The sequence below is a fragment of the Oenococcus sp. genome (assembly GCF_047725585.1).
In the GTDB taxonomy this organism is placed as follows: domain Bacteria; phylum Bacillota; class Bacilli; order Lactobacillales; family Lactobacillaceae; genus Oenococcus; species Oenococcus kitaharae_A.
Genome location: NZ_JBDNNF010000002.1, coordinates 302,187 through 318,859, shown reverse-complemented (window position 1 = coordinate 318,859; position 16,673 = coordinate 302,187). Strand labels below are relative to the sequence as shown.

19 protein-coding genes are annotated in these 16,673 nt (G+C 41.7%); 2 read left to right on the top strand and 17 right to left on the bottom strand.

The annotated features are described in order from the left end of the window. The first annotated feature begins 74 nt into the window (after positions 1–74). Complete coding sequence (gene plsY / locus ABF487_RS04040; protein ID WP_415634541.1) at positions 75–695, top strand: glycerol-3-phosphate 1-O-acyltransferase PlsY; 621 nt, start codon at positions 75–77, stop codon at positions 693–695. On the opposite strand, the gene ABF487_RS04035 is transcribed toward plsY, so the two are convergent. Together ABF487_RS04035 and xerC are read right to left on the bottom strand one after the other, a co-directional pair. Further along, positions 678–1,565 (bottom strand): aldose 1-epimerase family protein, encoded by an 888-nt coding sequence (locus ABF487_RS04035; RefSeq protein WP_415634540.1) that lies wholly within the window; start codon positions 1,563–1,565, stop codon positions 678–680. The two genes, plsY and ABF487_RS04035, sit on opposite strands and share 18 nt — an antisense overlap. Then, the gene (gene xerC, locus ABF487_RS04030; RefSeq protein ID WP_263778896.1) at positions 1,558–2,481 is read right to left on the bottom strand and encodes a tyrosine recombinase XerC; all 924 of its coding nucleotides are present in this window, start codon (positions 2,479–2,481) and stop codon (positions 1,558–1,560) included. The genes ABF487_RS04035 and xerC overlap by 8 nt, the downstream gene beginning before the upstream one ends. Positions 2,482–2,619: 138 nt before the next feature. On the opposite strand from xerC, the gene ABF487_RS04025 reads away from it, so the two are divergent. Continuing rightward, positions 2,620–3,189, top strand: coding sequence for a hypothetical protein (locus tag ABF487_RS04025; protein ID WP_415634539.1), 570 nt, complete (start codon positions 2,620–2,622; stop codon positions 3,187–3,189). A 51-nt stretch (positions 3,190–3,240) separates the two neighbouring features. Here the strand turns inward: ABF487_RS04025 and topA are convergent, their stop codons facing one another. The 15 genes from topA to ABF487_RS03950 all read right to left on the bottom strand — a co-directional run bounded on the left by topA (position 3,241) and on the right by ABF487_RS03950 (position 16,650). Beyond that, the gene (gene topA / locus ABF487_RS04020; RefSeq protein WP_263778894.1) at positions 3,241–5,262 is read right to left on the bottom strand and encodes a type I DNA topoisomerase; all 2,022 of its coding nucleotides are present in this window, start codon (positions 5,260–5,262) and stop codon (positions 3,241–3,243) included. Between the two features lie 35 nt (positions 5,263–5,297). Beyond that, positions 5,298–6,185, bottom strand: coding sequence for a DNA-processing protein DprA (gene dprA / locus ABF487_RS04015; protein WP_415634538.1), 888 nt, complete (start codon positions 6,183–6,185; stop codon positions 5,298–5,300). Positions 6,186–6,210: 25 nt separating this feature from the next. Then, positions 6,211–6,843, bottom strand: a complete 633-nt coding sequence (locus ABF487_RS04010) for a ribonuclease HII (RefSeq protein ID WP_263778892.1) — start codon at positions 6,841–6,843, stop codon at positions 6,211–6,213. A 4-nt stretch (positions 6,844–6,847) separates the two neighbouring features. Next, entirely contained in the window at positions 6,848–7,696 is an 849-nt protein-coding gene (gene ylqF, locus ABF487_RS04005; RefSeq protein ID WP_415634537.1) for a ribosome biogenesis GTPase YlqF, read from the bottom strand. Next, positions 7,693–7,923, bottom strand: a complete 231-nt coding sequence (locus tag ABF487_RS04000; protein WP_415625303.1) for a YozE family protein — start codon at positions 7,921–7,923, stop codon at positions 7,693–7,695. Before ABF487_RS04000 ends, ylqF begins: the two co-directional genes overlap by 4 nt. Then, entirely contained in the window at positions 7,920–8,504 is a 585-nt protein-coding gene (locus ABF487_RS03995; protein WP_263778889.1) for a YpmS family protein, read from the bottom strand. The genes ABF487_RS04000 and ABF487_RS03995 overlap by 4 nt, the downstream gene beginning before the upstream one ends. Then, positions 8,489–9,391, bottom strand: a complete 903-nt coding sequence (locus ABF487_RS03990) for a GDSL-type esterase/lipase family protein (protein WP_415625302.1) — start codon at positions 9,389–9,391, stop codon at positions 8,489–8,491. Before ABF487_RS03990 ends, ABF487_RS03995 begins: the two co-directional genes overlap by 16 nt. Next, a complete protein-coding gene (locus ABF487_RS03985; protein WP_263778887.1) occupies positions 9,392–10,240 on the bottom strand; it encodes a DegV family protein in 849 nt (282 codons plus the stop codon). Between the two features lie 8 nt (positions 10,241–10,248). Next, complete coding sequence (locus ABF487_RS03980; protein WP_263778886.1) at positions 10,249–10,761, bottom strand: dihydrofolate reductase; 513 nt, start codon at positions 10,759–10,761, stop codon at positions 10,249–10,251. Next, on the bottom strand, positions 10,727–11,926 hold the full coding sequence (locus ABF487_RS03975; protein ID WP_415634536.1) for a CCA tRNA nucleotidyltransferase: 1,200 nt from the start codon (positions 11,924–11,926) through the stop codon (positions 10,727–10,729). Before ABF487_RS03975 ends, ABF487_RS03980 begins: the two co-directional genes overlap by 35 nt. Beyond that, positions 11,923–13,167 carry a tetratricopeptide repeat protein gene (locus tag ABF487_RS03970; RefSeq protein ID WP_415625301.1) on the bottom strand — a complete coding sequence of 415 codons (1,245 nt, stop codon included), beginning with the start codon at positions 13,165–13,167 and terminating at the stop codon, positions 11,923–11,925. Before ABF487_RS03970 ends, ABF487_RS03975 begins: the two co-directional genes overlap by 4 nt. A gap of 47 nt (positions 13,168–13,214) precedes the next feature. Continuing rightward, positions 13,215–13,490: an HU family DNA-binding protein gene (locus tag ABF487_RS03965; protein WP_007746485.1), complete on the bottom strand. Its 276-nt coding sequence runs from the start codon at positions 13,488–13,490 to the stop codon at positions 13,215–13,217. Positions 13,491–13,652: 162 nt separating this feature from the next. Further along, complete coding sequence (gene der / locus ABF487_RS03960) at positions 13,653–14,981, bottom strand: ribosome biogenesis GTPase Der (RefSeq protein WP_415634535.1); 1,329 nt, start codon at positions 14,979–14,981, stop codon at positions 13,653–13,655. 27 nt (positions 14,982–15,008) lie between these two features. Beyond that, a complete protein-coding gene (gene cmk, locus ABF487_RS03955) occupies positions 15,009–15,680 on the bottom strand; it encodes a (d)CMP kinase (protein WP_415625299.1) in 672 nt (223 codons plus the stop codon). Further along, positions 15,670–16,650 carry a LysM peptidoglycan-binding domain-containing protein gene (locus ABF487_RS03950; RefSeq protein WP_415634534.1) on the bottom strand — a complete coding sequence of 327 codons (981 nt, stop codon included), beginning with the start codon at positions 16,648–16,650 and terminating at the stop codon, positions 15,670–15,672. The genes cmk and ABF487_RS03950 overlap by 11 nt, the downstream gene beginning before the upstream one ends. Between the last annotated feature and the right edge of the window lie 23 nt (positions 16,651–16,673).

Below are 16,673 nucleotides of genomic sequence, written 5' to 3'. Positions count from 1 at the left end.
GCTATCAGTTTGTAAAGATACACTATTTGAGTTATTTTTTGCAAGTCAAACAAAAAGCACGCTATACTTATTGAGTGATTTTCAAAGCAATAATCTATATAATCCTAGCCTATTTGATTGGTTCTATCATGTCCGGCTATTGGATTGGAAAAATTTTTTATCATGAGGACATCCGCGATATGGGATCCGGAAATATTGGGACAACAAACGCCTTCCGTACTTTAGGAATCAAAGCTGGCATCGTTGTCATGATTTTAGACATTGCAAAGGGAACTATTGCGACTTTATTGCCAGGGATGCTGGGTTTTCATGGCGTCAATCCGTTAATTTTCGGTCTCGTTGCCGTACTTGGACACTGTTTCTCTATTTTTATGAATTTTCATGGCGGCAAGGCCGTTGCAACTACTGCAGGTGTTATGCTGGGCTATAATTGGCAATTCTTGCTGGTTTGCGCTGTGATTTTGCTTCTCACACTCCTACTGACATCAACCATGAGCCTTGCATCAATCACGAGTTTTGTTCTAGGCACAGTTTATTCGTTTTTTATTGGCGATCTGTTTCTATCAGTTATTTGTGTGATTGCCTGTGCTGTCACAATTTATGCACATCGGGAAAATATCAAACGCATCAAATGCGGGACTGAATCTAAAATACCCTTCGGTTTCCCCTTCTGGTCATCAAAGAAAACTCATTGAATAATGGAAAAGCTGTTTTTCACCTGCTGGCAGTTTTTTGATTGCTAACTTGTGATCAATCTGCTGATCACTGTCAGTTGTGTCTGCCACTCCCCACCATGGTTCCAAAGCCACAAAATTCGCTCCTTGTGAACTTTTTGACCATATTCCGAAGAAATCAACATTTTCAGCCGCAACGGCGATCCGCGCACTTCTTTGGCTTGGGTCCTCTTTTTTCATATTTGCCTGTAAAAACAACTCGGTATAAGGTTTATCGGCTTTTAAAATGATCGCGTCATTAATGAAATCGGATCTTTGAATTTTGTGAACGGATGAAAAACTAAATTTGCCAATCGGCTGAGGATTCAAATAATTGCCAGCCAATACGTAACGTGTAAAGGTCTGCTCATTAGCGGTCACACTTGTCTGTGCATCGTTGAAATCGGCATTGAAGGCAGGATGCCCGCCAATAGAAAAAGGCATGAGGCGGTCACTGCGATTAGCGACCTGATAAGAGACTCGCAACTGAAAACCGGCCAGCTCATAATGAGCTTCCAGTGCAAAATCAAAGGGATATTTTACCAATGTTTCGGGGTTCGATTGAAAACCTAAGGTTAAACTTTCATCGTCTTGCGCTATAAGCTGCCAGTCAAAATCACGCGCAAAGCCATGCTGGGACATATGATATCGTTTGCCTTCATAAAGGTAGCTGTCATCTTGAAGGCGTCCAACAATCGGAAACAAAATAGGTGCGTGCCGCTTCCAAACTTTCGGATCTGCCTGCCATAAATACTCGTAACCGCCATTGGCAGCTTTGACGGAAGTGACTTCGGCACCAGCCGAGGAAATTGTCACCTTGAGAAAATTGTTAGATAGTTTATATTCAGTCATCATGTTTTATTTTAGCCCGATCGAAAAATTTTTCGTAGCTTTCCTGCAGGTTTTTTGTCGTGATGTGTGTATAGATTTGTGTTGTCGACAGGCTAGCATGCCCCAGCAGCTCTTGGACAGTTCGGATATCAGCACCATTGTTCAACATATGCGTTGCAAAGGAATGGCGCAGCATGTGGGGATGAACTGAGCCGGTGAGTGTCGATCTTTGAGAAATTTGTTTGAGAATATATTCAGCACCCGTTTCAGTCATCTGCCGGCCTCGAGTATTAATGAAGACAAAATCGTGCTGCTGGCCGAATCTTGCCATTTGTTCCTGCCGCCAGGGAAAATATTTTTGAAGCGCTTGAGCGGCCGGCTTTCCAAAAGGAATAATCCGTTGTTTGTTCCCTTTTCCGATAATATTCAGCATGCGATTTGCCAAATCAATTTGCGAAAATGTCAAATTCGTCAGCTCAAAGATTCGCATGCCGCTCGCATATAAAAGTTCTACCAATGCCAGATCCCGCAAATGCTGCGAATCCTTAGGACTGCCGGCACTGCGCAAGTAATCCAATATTTCATTGGGGTACAGGAATTGAGGCAGTTTTTTATTTTTTGATCTAAATTCAATTCCAAAAAAGGGATTTTGAGTTAGAAAATCATTATCAAGTAAAAAACCGTAAAATGTGCGCAGACTTGATATCTTTCGTGCGATTGTGCTTTTAGCAAGATGCATTTCATACAAGTGATTCAAAAAAATACGGACATCAAATCTATCGATCTTGGAAAACTGCTTAAATCCCCCATTTTGATCAAAAAAATGGACAAATTCTTGAATATCAGAAAGATAAGCCTGTGCGGTTTTCTTTGAATATTGACGTTCTGACAATAGATAGTCGCGGTAAAGCGTCATTTGTTCTGCATAATCCGTCATTGAGACTATTATAAATGCCAGTTTGTTATTGTGCGTTTTTGTCCCGTTATCTTATGAATTAGTAAAAGTCATTAAGCGTTTTTAATTGGCCTTTATGGATTGGACATACACCGATAAGATTCTGTTAGAGGCTTAATCATGACAGAAATTTCATCAATTAATCCAGTAGAAAACATTCGTTTAAGCAGCGAATTGTGGAAAAATAGCGCACTTAAAAAGCTGCATTTTTTTCGGAAAAAGACTGTTGACCTATATGACCATTGCCTGATCGCACAAGTGAATTTTACGGATCGGATGAAACATAATGCACAATTAGCTGCCGCTACCCAGGTATCTGCGCCAGCTTTTGCAGCCCTACCGATGACTGTCACGAGTTTTTCAGCCTTTTGGGCAAGATCGGCATATTTTAAAAACAGTCTGGCAAATATCGCTAGACAAATTAATCTCTTTGCCTCTTGGGCTTCAGTCCACACAAAAGCATTGAGCAGCACACTCGCCCTAATCGAAAAACACCTTGCCATCCAACTTGAACCGGCAGTCAAAAAACAATTGTCAATCCTTGATTCATTTGTCAATCAAAATATGACGCAGCCAGTAGCAAGGGCAGCACGACACTCGATCAGGATTTTAGTTGTCACTCTGTTTACAGGCTTGACGATCTATGTTGTCATTACTGCGACACAAGCCTTTGTAAACAGCAACTGGTGATCACGCACCATGTCTGCTAGAAAAAACCTCTCATTTAAAAATGAAAGGTTTTTAATTACTGCTTTTTACTTCTGTCTGTGTGTCATCACTATCTTCAGCCGGTTTTGGTTTTGTCCAGCTTGCAAAGTCGCATTCCGGATAACGTGAACAACCATAAAAGACACGTCCGCGTTTTGTGTGTTTGACGACCACATCGCCAATACCGCATTTCGGACATTTCATGCCAATTTGTTCAACAATCGATTTAGTGCCATGACAATCAGGAAAACGTGCACAAGCATAAAACTCGCCTCGCCTTGATCGCCGAATGACCATCAAACCGCCGCAGTTATCACACAATTCCGGCGCGATCCGGTCATAGATTGGGACTTTTTCTAAGTTTTCAACAGCTGCATCAACTTCTTTACTGAAGGGTCGATAGAATTCATCAATCACTTTTTGCCATTTTGCACTGCCAGTCTCGACTTTATCCAACTCGCTCTCAATCTTGGAGGTGAATTTTTTATCAGTCACTTCTGGAAAAGATTTAACGACCACACCTTGAACGATGTCACCCAAATCGGTTGGCACAATTTTCTTCTGATCAAAACCAATATAACCGCGCCTTTGCAGCGTATCCATTGTTGGCGCATAAGTCGAAGGACGGCCGACGCCAAGTTCCTCTAGAGCGCGAATCAAAGTTGCTTCAGTATATCTCGCCGGTGGCTGAGTAAAGTGCTGTTCAGGCAGATTGGAAACCATTTGAACGTGATCACCGATTTTTAAAGCTGGCAGAATATTATTTTTCGTCGATGACGTCTTCATCACTTTCGTCCAGCCGTCAAATAGAACCTTAATGCCAGTTGCTCGCCATGTTGCTTGTTTTTGGACAATCATAAGTGATTGATTTTCAAGTTTTTGTTCGCTCATTTGGCTAGCGACAAAGCGTGACCAGATAAGATTGTAAAGGCGGTATTGGTCGCGCGTGAGAATCGTTTTCAAAGACTCCGGCGTGCGCTTAACATCTGTCGGCCGGACAGCTTCGTGGGCATCCTGAATCGAATCTGATTTTTTGACCAAGTTATGGCGATGATAATAATTTTCACCGAATTCCGCCAAAATGAAGTCCTTCGCCATTTCCTGTGCCGTTTGCGACAAGCGAGTAGAATCGGTACGCATATACGTAATCAGGCCCACGTGACCGATTTTCGGCAAACTGATTCCTTCGTACAAGCCCTGTGCAATCTGCATGGTTTTCCGGGCATGAAAATTCAACTGCGAGTTAGCTGTCTGCTGCAAAGTTGAAGTTGTAAACGGATTTGGTGCATTCCTTTTCGACTCTTTGGTTTGCAGGTCGCTAATTTCAAAATCTTTTTTTGTATCAATCTGTTTGAGAACTTCAGCGACAGCAGACTGTCTTTCTAATTTGGTTTTTTTGCCATTCAAACCATAGAAATCAGCTGAAAATTCTTGTCTGCCTGCTTTAAATATTGCCGCTAGACTCCAATATTCCTCAGGTACGAATGCTGAAATCTCTTTCTCTTTATCGAGAATTAATCCCAGCGCAACTGATTGCACGCGACCCGCTGATAAACCACGTTTAACTTTCTGCCAAAGGATCGGACTGATCGAATAACCGACTAAACGGTCCAAGACACGTCGCGCCTGCTGCGCATCAACCAAATCATGTTCGATACTGCGGGGATGCTTAAAGGCCTCTTTAACGGCAGGCTTTGTAATTTCGTTAAAAGTGACACGATTCTTGCCATCCTCAGGAAGACCAAGGATATGTCCTAAATGCCAAGCGATTGCTTCGCCTTCACGATCCGGGTCAGAAGCCACGTAAACGGTAGAGGCAGCCTTAGCAGCTTTTTTCAACGAATTGATCAGCGGCGCTTTGCCGCGAATATTAATATATCTCGGTTCATAGTTATTGTTCGTATCGACGCCAAGCTGAGATTTAGGAAGATCACGAATATGCCCCATTGAGGCCAAAACCTCGTAGTCTTTGCCTAGATAATTCTCAATCGTGCGTGCCTTGGCCGGGCTTTCAACGATGACTAGTTTTTTTGCTTTTGTTTTTTTAGTTGCCACGAATATCAGTCTACACTAGCTGTCAAGTATCTAAATTAGTAACAGATAATTTCATTTAAAATATCGTCAAGTTTTAAAGCGGGACGCGCACCAGCCGCAATTAGCTGATTAGTTCCGGCAGAACAGCCGCCATTAATGTTGCCAGGGACTGCTAGTACGTTCCTATTTTCCTGTGTCGCATATGCGGCCGTGATCAGGCTGCCGGAACGTTCTTGTGCTTCGATGACGAGGGTTGCAGATGACAAAGCTGCCAAAATACGGTTTCTAGCGGGGAAATGGTGTTGTTTAGGTCTGACCTCCGGAAAATATTCCGAAAGTAATAACCCCTTTTCACCAATTTGATGCTGCAGGCTGCGATTTTCAGCAGGATAACAGATGTCTAAACCGTTTCCGATCACTGCGATAGTCCTGCCATTTTCAGCTATTGCCAACTGTTGCGCATAAGCTTCAACGCCCTTTGCCAGTCCCGAAACGATTGTGACACCGGCAGCAGTTAATTCCGGAATAAATGCCTCTAATGTTTTTCGCCCGTAGTCCGACATGGTTCTAGTGCCGACAATCGTCAGCAAAGGCGCAGACAGATATGCAAGATCACCTTGATAAAACAGAATGACAGGTGCTTCGTAGGATTCTCTCAATTGTCGGGGATATTGACTATCACAGATGGCTAGAAATGGTAATTGTGCATATTTCTCTTTGAAATTCACAAAATTTTCAGCTAACGTCATGTAATCATTCACGACAGATGTTTGCAAAAAATGATAGTTGTCATATTTCATTAATAAATCTGTAAATTCGGTCCGCCTCAGCGGCAAATCTTTCTCCGCGATCTGATTATTAACGAGATAGTCATAAATAAAATGTTCCTGCTTCGGCGTCGTTAAAACAGTATGCAAAAGCAGCAGGTATTCTCTGAGTTTCATGTTGCCTCCTGCTATGTATTACGTTTTATTTCAATAGATTTGAAACTGGTGCAAATGTTTTTCTATGTATTGGCGTGATTCCGTACTCTAAAAGCGCTTTCCTGCCTTCCTTTGTCAAATACCCAACATTACGTTCAAAACCGTAACCAGGGTATTTTTCAGCCATTTTGGCCATGATTTGGTCTCTATGACCCTTTGCAAGGATCGAAGCCGCTGCAATCGAATTAGATAATCGGTCGCCATGGATGATTTTGACTTGTTTAAGGGGCAAATCGACAGACATTGCATCAATCACTAAAGCGGATGGTTCAGTGTGCAGTGCCAAAACAGCTTTTTTCATCGCCAGCCTAGCTGCTTGATAAATATTAATTCGATCAATTTCAGCGGCCGGTACCTCACCAAATGCAAAGTCCGAAACCGACTTTTTCAGCTCCGCTTCAATCGCAAGACGCCTAATTTTAGTGAGGCTCTTTGAGTCAAAAGTTTCGGACAGTGAAAAATCGGCCGGAAGAATGCAGGCACAGGCAATCACCGGCCCCGCAACACAACCGCGGCCAACTTCATCAATTCCGGCAATGATTGGAAAACCAGCCATCCTTAATTCATTTTCAAATTGAAAACGCGCTGGAAAATCAGCGCGTATATCGGCTATCTTCATTTACTCAATTCTCAATATAATCATCACCGTAAAAATCAAGTGAAATTTGGTCAAACTTGCCAGAACGAAAATCATTAATAATTTTTAGGCTGGCTTTTTCAAAATCTTGGCGCATGCCTAGCTGACTCGTAATTGACATGAGCGCAGCGATCGGATTATCAAGTGGAAAATGACTGATTTTGTACCTTGTCGCAATAGCAGTCGGATAATTTTTCTGGATAAAAGAAATCAACCACAGAGCCAAATCATCCGGCGCTAATAACGTATCTTTGATACCGCCGAGAATGCCGATTTTGGTGCCAATTTCCTGATTTTCGAATTTTGGCCATAATAGACCTGGTGTATCCAAAAAATCAAGATCATATTTAGTTCTAATCCAATACAGAAAACGCGTCACGCCTGGCGTGTTGGCCGTACGGGCGATATTTTTGCCAGCTAAATGATTGATAAAAGTGGATTTTCCAACGTTTGGTGTTCCAACAACCAGCGCTTTTAGACTGGCGGTTTTTTTATTTTCAACCATTTTGGCATAGATTGGATTCGTTTTGAGCTGACGAAGAAAGTCTTTTGATAATAAGCCCATTTTTGCATCGGTAGTCAAAATGCCGGCAAACTTGTTTTTGTTGGCAGCAACGAATTTGTGGACCTGGCGAGCATCGGCCAAGTCAATCTTATTTAAAATCAAAAAAACCGGTTTAACAGAGATTGAATCCATAATCCGAGGGTTTTGTGTTGATTCAGGCGCACGAGCGTCAACAATTTCCAAACTAAAATCAACCAGCTTCATCTGTTCGCCGATTTCACGGATCGTCTTGGCCATATGACCGGGAAACCACTGAATTTGTTGTGTCATAATTCCTCCTCTGATGCCAAAAAACGATGCCACGCTTCGTCGAAAATCTGCATACTCATCAAATAACTGCCATTTTCTTCCAGGTATTTGGAAATCTCATCAAAATCCTGTGATTGTTTTGGAAAAGCCGTATCATAAAAAGCCGCGTTGGCAAATTCCTGTACTTCATCGGCGTCCTCTGGCTTTCTTTGCGTCATTAACCATTGATAAAAACTCCGACTTCTCATTTTAGATCACCTTGAAAAATAATTTTGTCCTTCTTTAAATCGATTGTTTTAGCTTTGAAAGCCAAAAGTTTACCAGTCTTCATCCTGCTAACATCAATTCTAATGGTTTTCTTAGTGGCATTGATGTTCACAAATTTTGGTAAATTGGCTGCTGAATCAATATAACGCAATACAAAAGAAATTGGTAAAGGCATCGATCCAGCTACCAGCCTTTTGGCTCTTAAAAGGATACTGCCGTCTGCTGCCACGCTTGGAGTGAATGCAACACCAACATTGATGTTGCTTCCCAAAAATTTAACACTGCCATAGAGGTCTGCCTGCTGTGTACCAACATCTAAAGATAAATTCTTGATTTTCTGCTCTTTTAAAAATTTCGCAGAAATAGCATTGACCTGCGTCCGTGTCAGTACAACATCAAAACTAGCCTGGCTTTGTGTAAGCGGCTGGCTTGAAAATCCGCTTTGATCTCCGGCACGGAAAAGTGCCGTTAGAACAAGTACGATTGATAGCAGCAGTGTCAGTAATAAGACCCAAAAAGCCCAAAACCAAGCACCTCTTCTTTTTTTTACTTCTTTTGCCATTGATTATAATCTCGCATCGAATTAAATAGCGTCTTTGACATATAATCGTACCCCAAGTTATTTGGGTGAAAATGGTCAGCAGACGAAATGTAATTATTTTTTATTTTATCTTTGCCCCTTAATAAAGCAGACTGAAGCGGATTGGCCAACTGCCCATTGTAAATACGGTCCTCTTTAGCCAATTGCCTGATTTGTGTCCTGCTTTGATATTGACCGTAGGTCAATTGCCGGAAAACTGAGAGATAATGACCATCCCGCTGCGACTCAACTAATTTTTTGTTGATCGAATTATAGCCCTGAACATCCTGATTAATATCACTTCGGCTGGCAGTATTCACGAAGATCGGATTGTAATTTCCAAATAGAAACAAAGGCGTTTGCGTTCGTAAATCATGGATGCGGTTCAACAAACGAGACAGTGATTGCTCGTAGTTTTCCTGCCCCTTTTGAATGTCTCGACTCAGTTTATTTGGGTCCTCAGCATTCGCATATCGCAGAAATTGCTGTCTTAAATCATTACCACCAACTGTCATAACCAGCACATCGGCTTTTTTGACTGCTGCTTGTTGTTGAACCGAACCATTCAGGCGCTTTAAAATTTGATCTGATCGATCACCAGGTTTGCCAAAATTCTCGAAGCTGAAACGATATTCTGGAAAAGTCTTTTCCAATAATTTGATCGTTCTGCCTGTATAGCCTTGTTCTCCAGCTTGATCGCCGACACCATAAGTTAATGAGTCACCTAAAAAAACGACAAAAATATGTTGCTTATCATTGCTGCGTATTGAATTATCAGTCTGATTTTTGGATACGAAAAAAAAGCCCAACACTGTAATGACCAAAATTCCAAAAAAGAAAGCCAGACAAATTTTTAAAAAATGCCGCAATTACTCACCATAATACAGAATGCAAAGTGTGCCGATACCGGTATGCGTCGCAATAATTGGTGCGGTGCCCATTTTCACAATCGGTGTGTCGGGAAACAAATTGTGCAAACGTTTGGCCATTTCGCTGGCTTTAATATCAGCATCGACGTGTGAAATACCAATTTCAGAAATTTTGTGCAATTTCTGCATGCCTGCAATAACCTGGTCAAAAAACTGATTGATGGACTTTTCACCTCGGCCCTTAGAAATCGTCTTAATGGAATCATCGATAAATTCAATTCCGACTTTGATATTTAAAAGTGAACCGACTAAACCGCTGGCACGGCTGATCCGACCACCGGCAATCAAATTTTTCAACGATTCTAGGCTGAGATAAATACGTGTCTGGTTCTTAATCTTCGCAAGCGCCTGTTCGATTTCTGAAATTGTTTTGCCTTCCTCGGCCATTTTTGCGGCTGTCAAAACCTGAAATGATAAACCGCGATCAATCGAATGCGAGTCCAAAAAAGTAACTTTCCCCGGAAAATCTTTGGCGACGGCCGCAGCTGTCTGGCCGGTTCCTGATAAACCCAGGCTCATGTGAATACTCAATATCTGAGCGCTGGGATAGCGATTTAAAATATTTTCGTAAGCATCATAAAAATTAATAACAGCTGGTTGGCTTGACTTAGGAAGCTTTTTTTCAGTCTCCATTTTTTTGAAAAACGCTTCGCGGGTAATATCAACACCCTCTAAATAATTTTCATCATCAATTGTTACTTGAAGCGGCACAACGCTGATATCGTACTTTTGTATTTCTTCATCTGTTAATGCAGCAGATGAATCCGTCACAATTTTAATCATTGGCATATAGAAAATTATACTTGATCAGATGCCTCTTTCCGTAAATACGTTAGAAAATCAAAAGAATACGCGTGTTTGTTATCAATATCATGATGCTTTTGTGATGCTAAATAAAATATTTCGGGATCCACTTGAGGCGCGAAGGTATCTCCAGCAATTTCCGTGTTAACCAGAGTGACAAGCAAACAATCAGTCTGTTCTAAAAAAGTCTGGTAAACAGCCGCACCACCAATCACATATAAAGGCAGATTTGCTTTTTTGGCAAGCTCTATAGCCTCTTTGGGAGAATGCACAATTTTGATTTTGTCATCAGCCACAGAGAAATTTTGGTTATGTGTCAAGATAATATTCAAACGATTTGGCAATGCCCTGGAACCAAATGACTCAAAAGTTTTTCTCCCCATCACAATTGCCTTGCCTGTTGTCTGCTGTTTGAAGAATTTTAAATCATCCGGCAGCGACCAAGGCAGTTTTCCCTGATTACCAATCACGTTATTTTTCGATTGTGCCCAAATCGCTGTAATCATGTAATGCCTCTTCTAGTAAAATTTCCCGTGTATTTTTAATTTCGGACAAAAGAACTTTATTCTTCAGATCGGAAAGAATTTGCCCATAGACTGGACCCTTTGGAATCTTTAAAGTCATCAAATCTTGACCATCCAGCTGTAACTCATTATCTTTGTGCATGGGCAAATTCGCAAAACGATCTAATAATTGTTGAGAATCAGGTCTAGGAACCGCCCGCAGTGCAATGTGAATTGTTTTGCCTATTTCATAGAGATCTAGATTATCAATATCTTTTTTGGACAAAAAATTGATTGAAGCAAGTATTTGTGTCTCCAAATGGCGGCTCATTTTCCATTGCTTGAGATAATGAACTAATTTATTTGATTTTAAATGACTGAGGTAAATGAATTTTACCCAATTAACTGCATCTTCACTCTGTCCGCTGCCCGGATAGTTGGTAAACACACCTTGAGTCGACTCTAGCAATTGATGGCCTGGCAGAAAATTTACGATGCCGATTTGAAACATTTGCGATAGTGATCGGCCCGGATTGGTACCGGAAAGAAGCTTTGTGAATTCTGAGTATATACGCTCGACTGCAATCGTCTGAAGATTGGCTTTCATATCCCCTGCCGCAGCCAAAGTTGACGGGTCAATAGCAAAATTAAGCTGGCTGGAAAAACGAAATGCCCTCAGAATGCGGAGCGCATCTTCCGAGAATCGCTGGTCAGCTTCTCCCACGGTTTTAATTGTCTGATTTGCAAGATCGGTGAGCCCGTCAAAATAATCAAACACTTGACCCTGCTGATTCATCGCAAATGCGTTGATTGTGAAATCTCGTCTAGCAAGGTCATCGACTAATTTTCTAGTAAAGAAGACTTTGTCTGGATGCCGATTATCCAAATACTGACCGTCAACTCGGAAAGTCGTGATTTCATAATTTTCATGCTGAAAAAAAACAAGATCAGTCCCGTGTTTTTCACCCGCATAGTGATCGGCCGTTTTAAAGATTTCTTTCATCTCTGATGGGGTCGCATCAGTCGTAATGTCAATATCATTGATTAGACGTCCCAAAATGGCATCTCGAACAGATCCGCCAACAAAAAAAGCCTGGTAGCCATGTTTTTCTAATTCATCGAGAACCGGGACAGCTCGTTTGAATTTTTCTGATAATTCAAGTTTCATTCGGCTAAATAATTCTCCATATCAAAATCATCAGGAACAAGTTTTAGATATTTTGCCAAAAACTTTTGAGAACGCTGCAAATCAGTATTTCTGAATACAAAGAAAGCATCTTTCAAAAAACCAGCCTGATCATCAAAATAGTCCGACACCTGGAGGAGATTTTTTTCAGCCTGCTGCTGCTGGTCTGTGTTGAAATAGGCCATACCAAGATACCAAAAATAATGCTGATCGATTTCTTCGTCCTCCAGATGCTGATTTAGCAGAGAAATCACCTCTGAGTATCGTTTTATCTCTAGTAGGTTGCTTGCTAACAAACTGATCGCTTCCGTCTTTGAGGGGTCTTTTTTAATGATTTCTGACAGCTCTTTGTCGGCGTCATCAAAGTGCCCCAAATGGCTTTGTGCCAGAGCCAAGCGAAAACGCGTCTGTAGATCATATGGATCGATGGATTTGGCCAACTGCAGTGTACGAATCTGCTGCTCATAATCTGCCCGCTGCTCATATATATCCGAGAGATTCAAATAATCAGCTAAAGTTGCTTCCTCATTCTCCATATTCTCTTTTAAAACAGCCTCTGCTTTATCGGGCTCTTTAGTCTGCATATAAGCTTGGGCTAAATTGCTAAGTTCTTTAGCAGAAAGATTTTTCACACCGATTTTTTCAAATTCAGAAACGGCCTCTTCAAATTCACCATTCGAAGTTAGCGCCACTGCTAAGCGCGCATGTAGATTAATGTCGGCAATCTGATTTTGTCCTTGATTGATCAGATAATCGTATAACTGTACCGATTTGCCGCTCTCTCCTTCTGCATCATAAAATTCCGCAAGAGCAAAACGGACCAAAGGATTGTCGCTCGTTGTCTGTAAATCCAACAAAACACCCTCCGCCGATTCGGTCAGGCCTTCTGATTCATAAAGATCCGCCTTATCAATTTGGGCTGAAAGATATAAATCACTATTTTTATTTATCAGTTCCAGCAGGGACAATGCCTGATCATCATCGCCGTCTTCGATATAGATTTCTGCGAGATTTAAATTTATCTGATCATTACCTCTGTGATTTTGTTTTAAATTTTCCAAAACAAAACGTGCATCATCAGTAAAACCCTGTTCAATCAGCTCGCTCGTTAGCTCTGACAAGGTATCCAGCGAGTCAGCCTGCAGCGCTTTTTCCATGAGCGGTCGGTTATCAAACTTGGCGTTTGCGATATTGTCTAAAATTTGTTTGGAAAAATTTGTCATAAATTAATTCTATAATAAAAAACCAGCCGATCGGCTGGTTTGAGTTTTTACTTAACAGTATCTTTCAGTGCCTTACCAGGCTTGAAAGCTGGAACTTTTGATGCAGGAATTTTAATCTCCGCACCAGTTTGCGGGTTGCGGCCTGTACGAGCTGCGCGGTCACGAACTTCAAAATTGCCAAAGCCGATCAATTGAACTTTTTCGCCTTGTTTCAAAAAACTTGCGATTGAATCAAAGACTGCATCAACAGCAGCGGTTGCATCTTTTTTAGTGAGGTCGGTTGCTTTTGCAACTGAATCGACTAATTCTTGCTTATTTGCCATAGTTTCTCCTGTTTATAAATTTAGTAAAATTCACGACTACCATGCATTTCACTATTAAGAATTTAACACAAAATAGCTGTCAAATATCAAGAGACGGTCTGAAAAGCCCGTCATAGCGCGAATTGTAACCAATTTGTCATAGAAAACGAAGGAAAATGCGATTCATTTTCTCGCACGAATTCGCAAACGAATCGGTGTACCCGCAAAATCAAAATTTTCTCGAATCTGATTTTCTAAATATCTCTCATAGCTAAAATGCATTAATTTTGGATCATTAACAAAAATTGCAAAAGTCGGTGGTGCAACAGCAACTTGTGTTGCATAGTATACGCGAAGTCGTTTACCGTTTTTAGTAGGTGTCGGATGCAGCGCTAAGGCGTCCAAAATAGTCTGATTCAAAATTGAGGATTGGATGCGCATTTTGTGATTATTATCGACTTGGACAACCATATCCGGAATCTGTTGGATTCGCTGCTTTGTTTTGGCAGAAACGAAAAGAATCGGTGCATAATCCAAGAATTTAAATTCTTCTCGAATGGACGCTGTGAATTCCTGCATGGAATGGTCATCCTTTTCGATCGCATCCCACTTATTGACAACGATGATGACGGCACGTCCTTCATCAGTCGCTAAGCCGGCAATATGCTTGTCTTGGTCCTGAATACCGGCAGACGCATCAATCACCACTAAAATAACGTCTGCGTTCTCAACAGCCATTTGAGCTCTCAAAACAGCATATTTTTCAGTACTTTCAATAATCTTGCCCGATTTTCTGATACCGGCTGTATCCGTGATGGCAAAACGCTGACCCTGATCATCTTGAAACTGTGCGTCAACAGCATCACGTGTCGTACCTTGAACATCGCTGACAATCGCTCGGTTCTGCTGAATTAAGTCATTAAAAATAGAGGACTTACCAACATTCGGCCGGCCAATAATTGCGATTCGAATTTGATCATCGTCATCAGTTGGCGCCGTAGTACTGTTATCGCTTTGCTTGAAATCATCAATAATTTGATCCAAAAGATCGCCGACACCGTTTCCGTGGACAGCCGAAACAGGATACGGATCGCCTAAACCAAGTGCATAGAAATCGTAAATATAATCGTGCTGTTCAGCATTATCTAGATGATTGACAACTAGATAAACTTTTTGCTTAGACCGATAAAGGATTTTGGCAACCAGCTGATCGTCCTGTGTCAGGCTGCTATGGCCATCTACAACGAAAATAATGGCATCCGCTTCTGCAATGGCTAATTCAGCCTGTTCCTTGATCTCCCGAACAAAAACGTCTTCAGATGCAGAAATACCGCCTGTATCAATTAGCGAAAACTGGACACCATTCCACTCTGCTTTTTCGTATAAACGATCGCGGGTAACGCCAGAGATATCGTTAACGATCGCTTTTCGGCTGCCAACGATTCGATTGAAAAGAGTGGATTTGCCAACGTTAGGGCGACCAACGATCGCAATTGTATATTTTTTACTCATCTATATAAGCATACAGAAAACACGCGCCTATGCACGTGTTTTAATAATTTGAGAAATTTTTTCGACAACTTGATCGATCGACAGAGTGCTTGTATCAATCTCAATAGCATCTGCAGCCTTTCTTAATGGGCTGATTAAACGATGAGAATCTTTATAATCCCGTGCGATAATTTCCTGTTTTAAATCCTCGAGGCTAGTTGGCATGCCCTTTGCCTGATTCTCTTTAAAACGCCGTCTTGCACGTTCATCCACGCTAGCCACTAAGAAAATTTTAATTTGTGCCTTTGGCAGGACAGTTGTTCCTATATCACGGCCATCCATGACAACTGAGGCATTTTCACTCATCTGGCGCTGTCGTTCGGTCATCTCCTCGCGCACTTTTGCATACGAAGAGACAAGTGAAACATTATTTGTAATCTCTTCTGACCGGATGTCTGCTGTGACATCCCTGCCATCTAAGATGACTCGTTGAACTGGATCTGCTGGTACGAAAGTTAAGGCGATTGTGCCCACTAATTCGGCAATGCGCTGCTCATCCTCAAATGCAATTTGATTTAATTTAGCAAAAAGCGTTACTGCGCGATACATAGCACCGGTATCGACATAAATGTAATTAAATTTCGACGCAATAATTTTGGCAATTGTTGATTTGCCAGATCCAGCTGGTCCATCAATAGCAATTTGTATTTTAGTTGCCATTGACCTTCAAAACCTGTCCCGGCTGCAAGGTCGCACCTGCAGCCAACCCATTTAATTGGTAAAGTTCGGCTACTGTCATATTATTCGCTTTTGCAATCGCATAAGGCGTATCGCCTGCCTTAACGGTATATGAACTCGTGGTAGTTGCAGCACTACTGCTAGTGCTAGTTTGAGCAGCTGACGAACTTGAGCTTGCCGGAGCAGATGAACTAGCTGTAGAAGAGCTGCTCGTAGTTTGACTGCTTGTTGAACTGCTGCTGGAGTTGGTCACAACTGAAGGTGTACCAGTATCATTATTTGCTTTACGTCCACCAACAACTGAACCGATTACCGGAATCGCCAGCAGAATAATTAGAGTAGCAATGACGAGAGCAACCACAGAATTACGGCTCAGGCGAGATGCAGCCCCTTTGGGAATTGGATTTGTATTGCGGGAAGCAGTCTGCCTTGATCGCTGATTTGGTTGATTACCGCTGTAATTATTTGGATTATAGCTATTAACAGGCCGGCCGAAATCATGATCGTTCTCTTGTGCATCGAACTGCGAATATGGCTCCTGCTGGCCGTTAGTAAACCCTTGATTCGGCTGTTCATATCCTCTAAAAGAATCCGGGGCTTGACTCGTCGCTGGTTCGGAATGCTGAAAATATGTTTCCGATGGCTTGTCTGTATCAAAATCCGAAGCAGACTGCTGAAAAGGCGATCCTGCTGATGGCTGATCAAAAGATTGAAAACTATCGGAACTCGATGCTTTTTCAGCCGCACTAAAATCAAAGCTGTCATCACCTTGCTGACTAGAAAAACTAGTTGGTGAAAACGGCTGAAAACTTTGCGAATTTTCGTTGGCAGTGCTATCCGGAAAACGGTCATTTAATGGCTGAAAGGGCGCAGCACTGCTCTGCCTTTTCCGCTTATTTTGACCGTTTTCACTATTATCTTCATTTGGATCATATGGTTGAAAGTCGCTCATGTCTACCTCGTACAGAATTTATT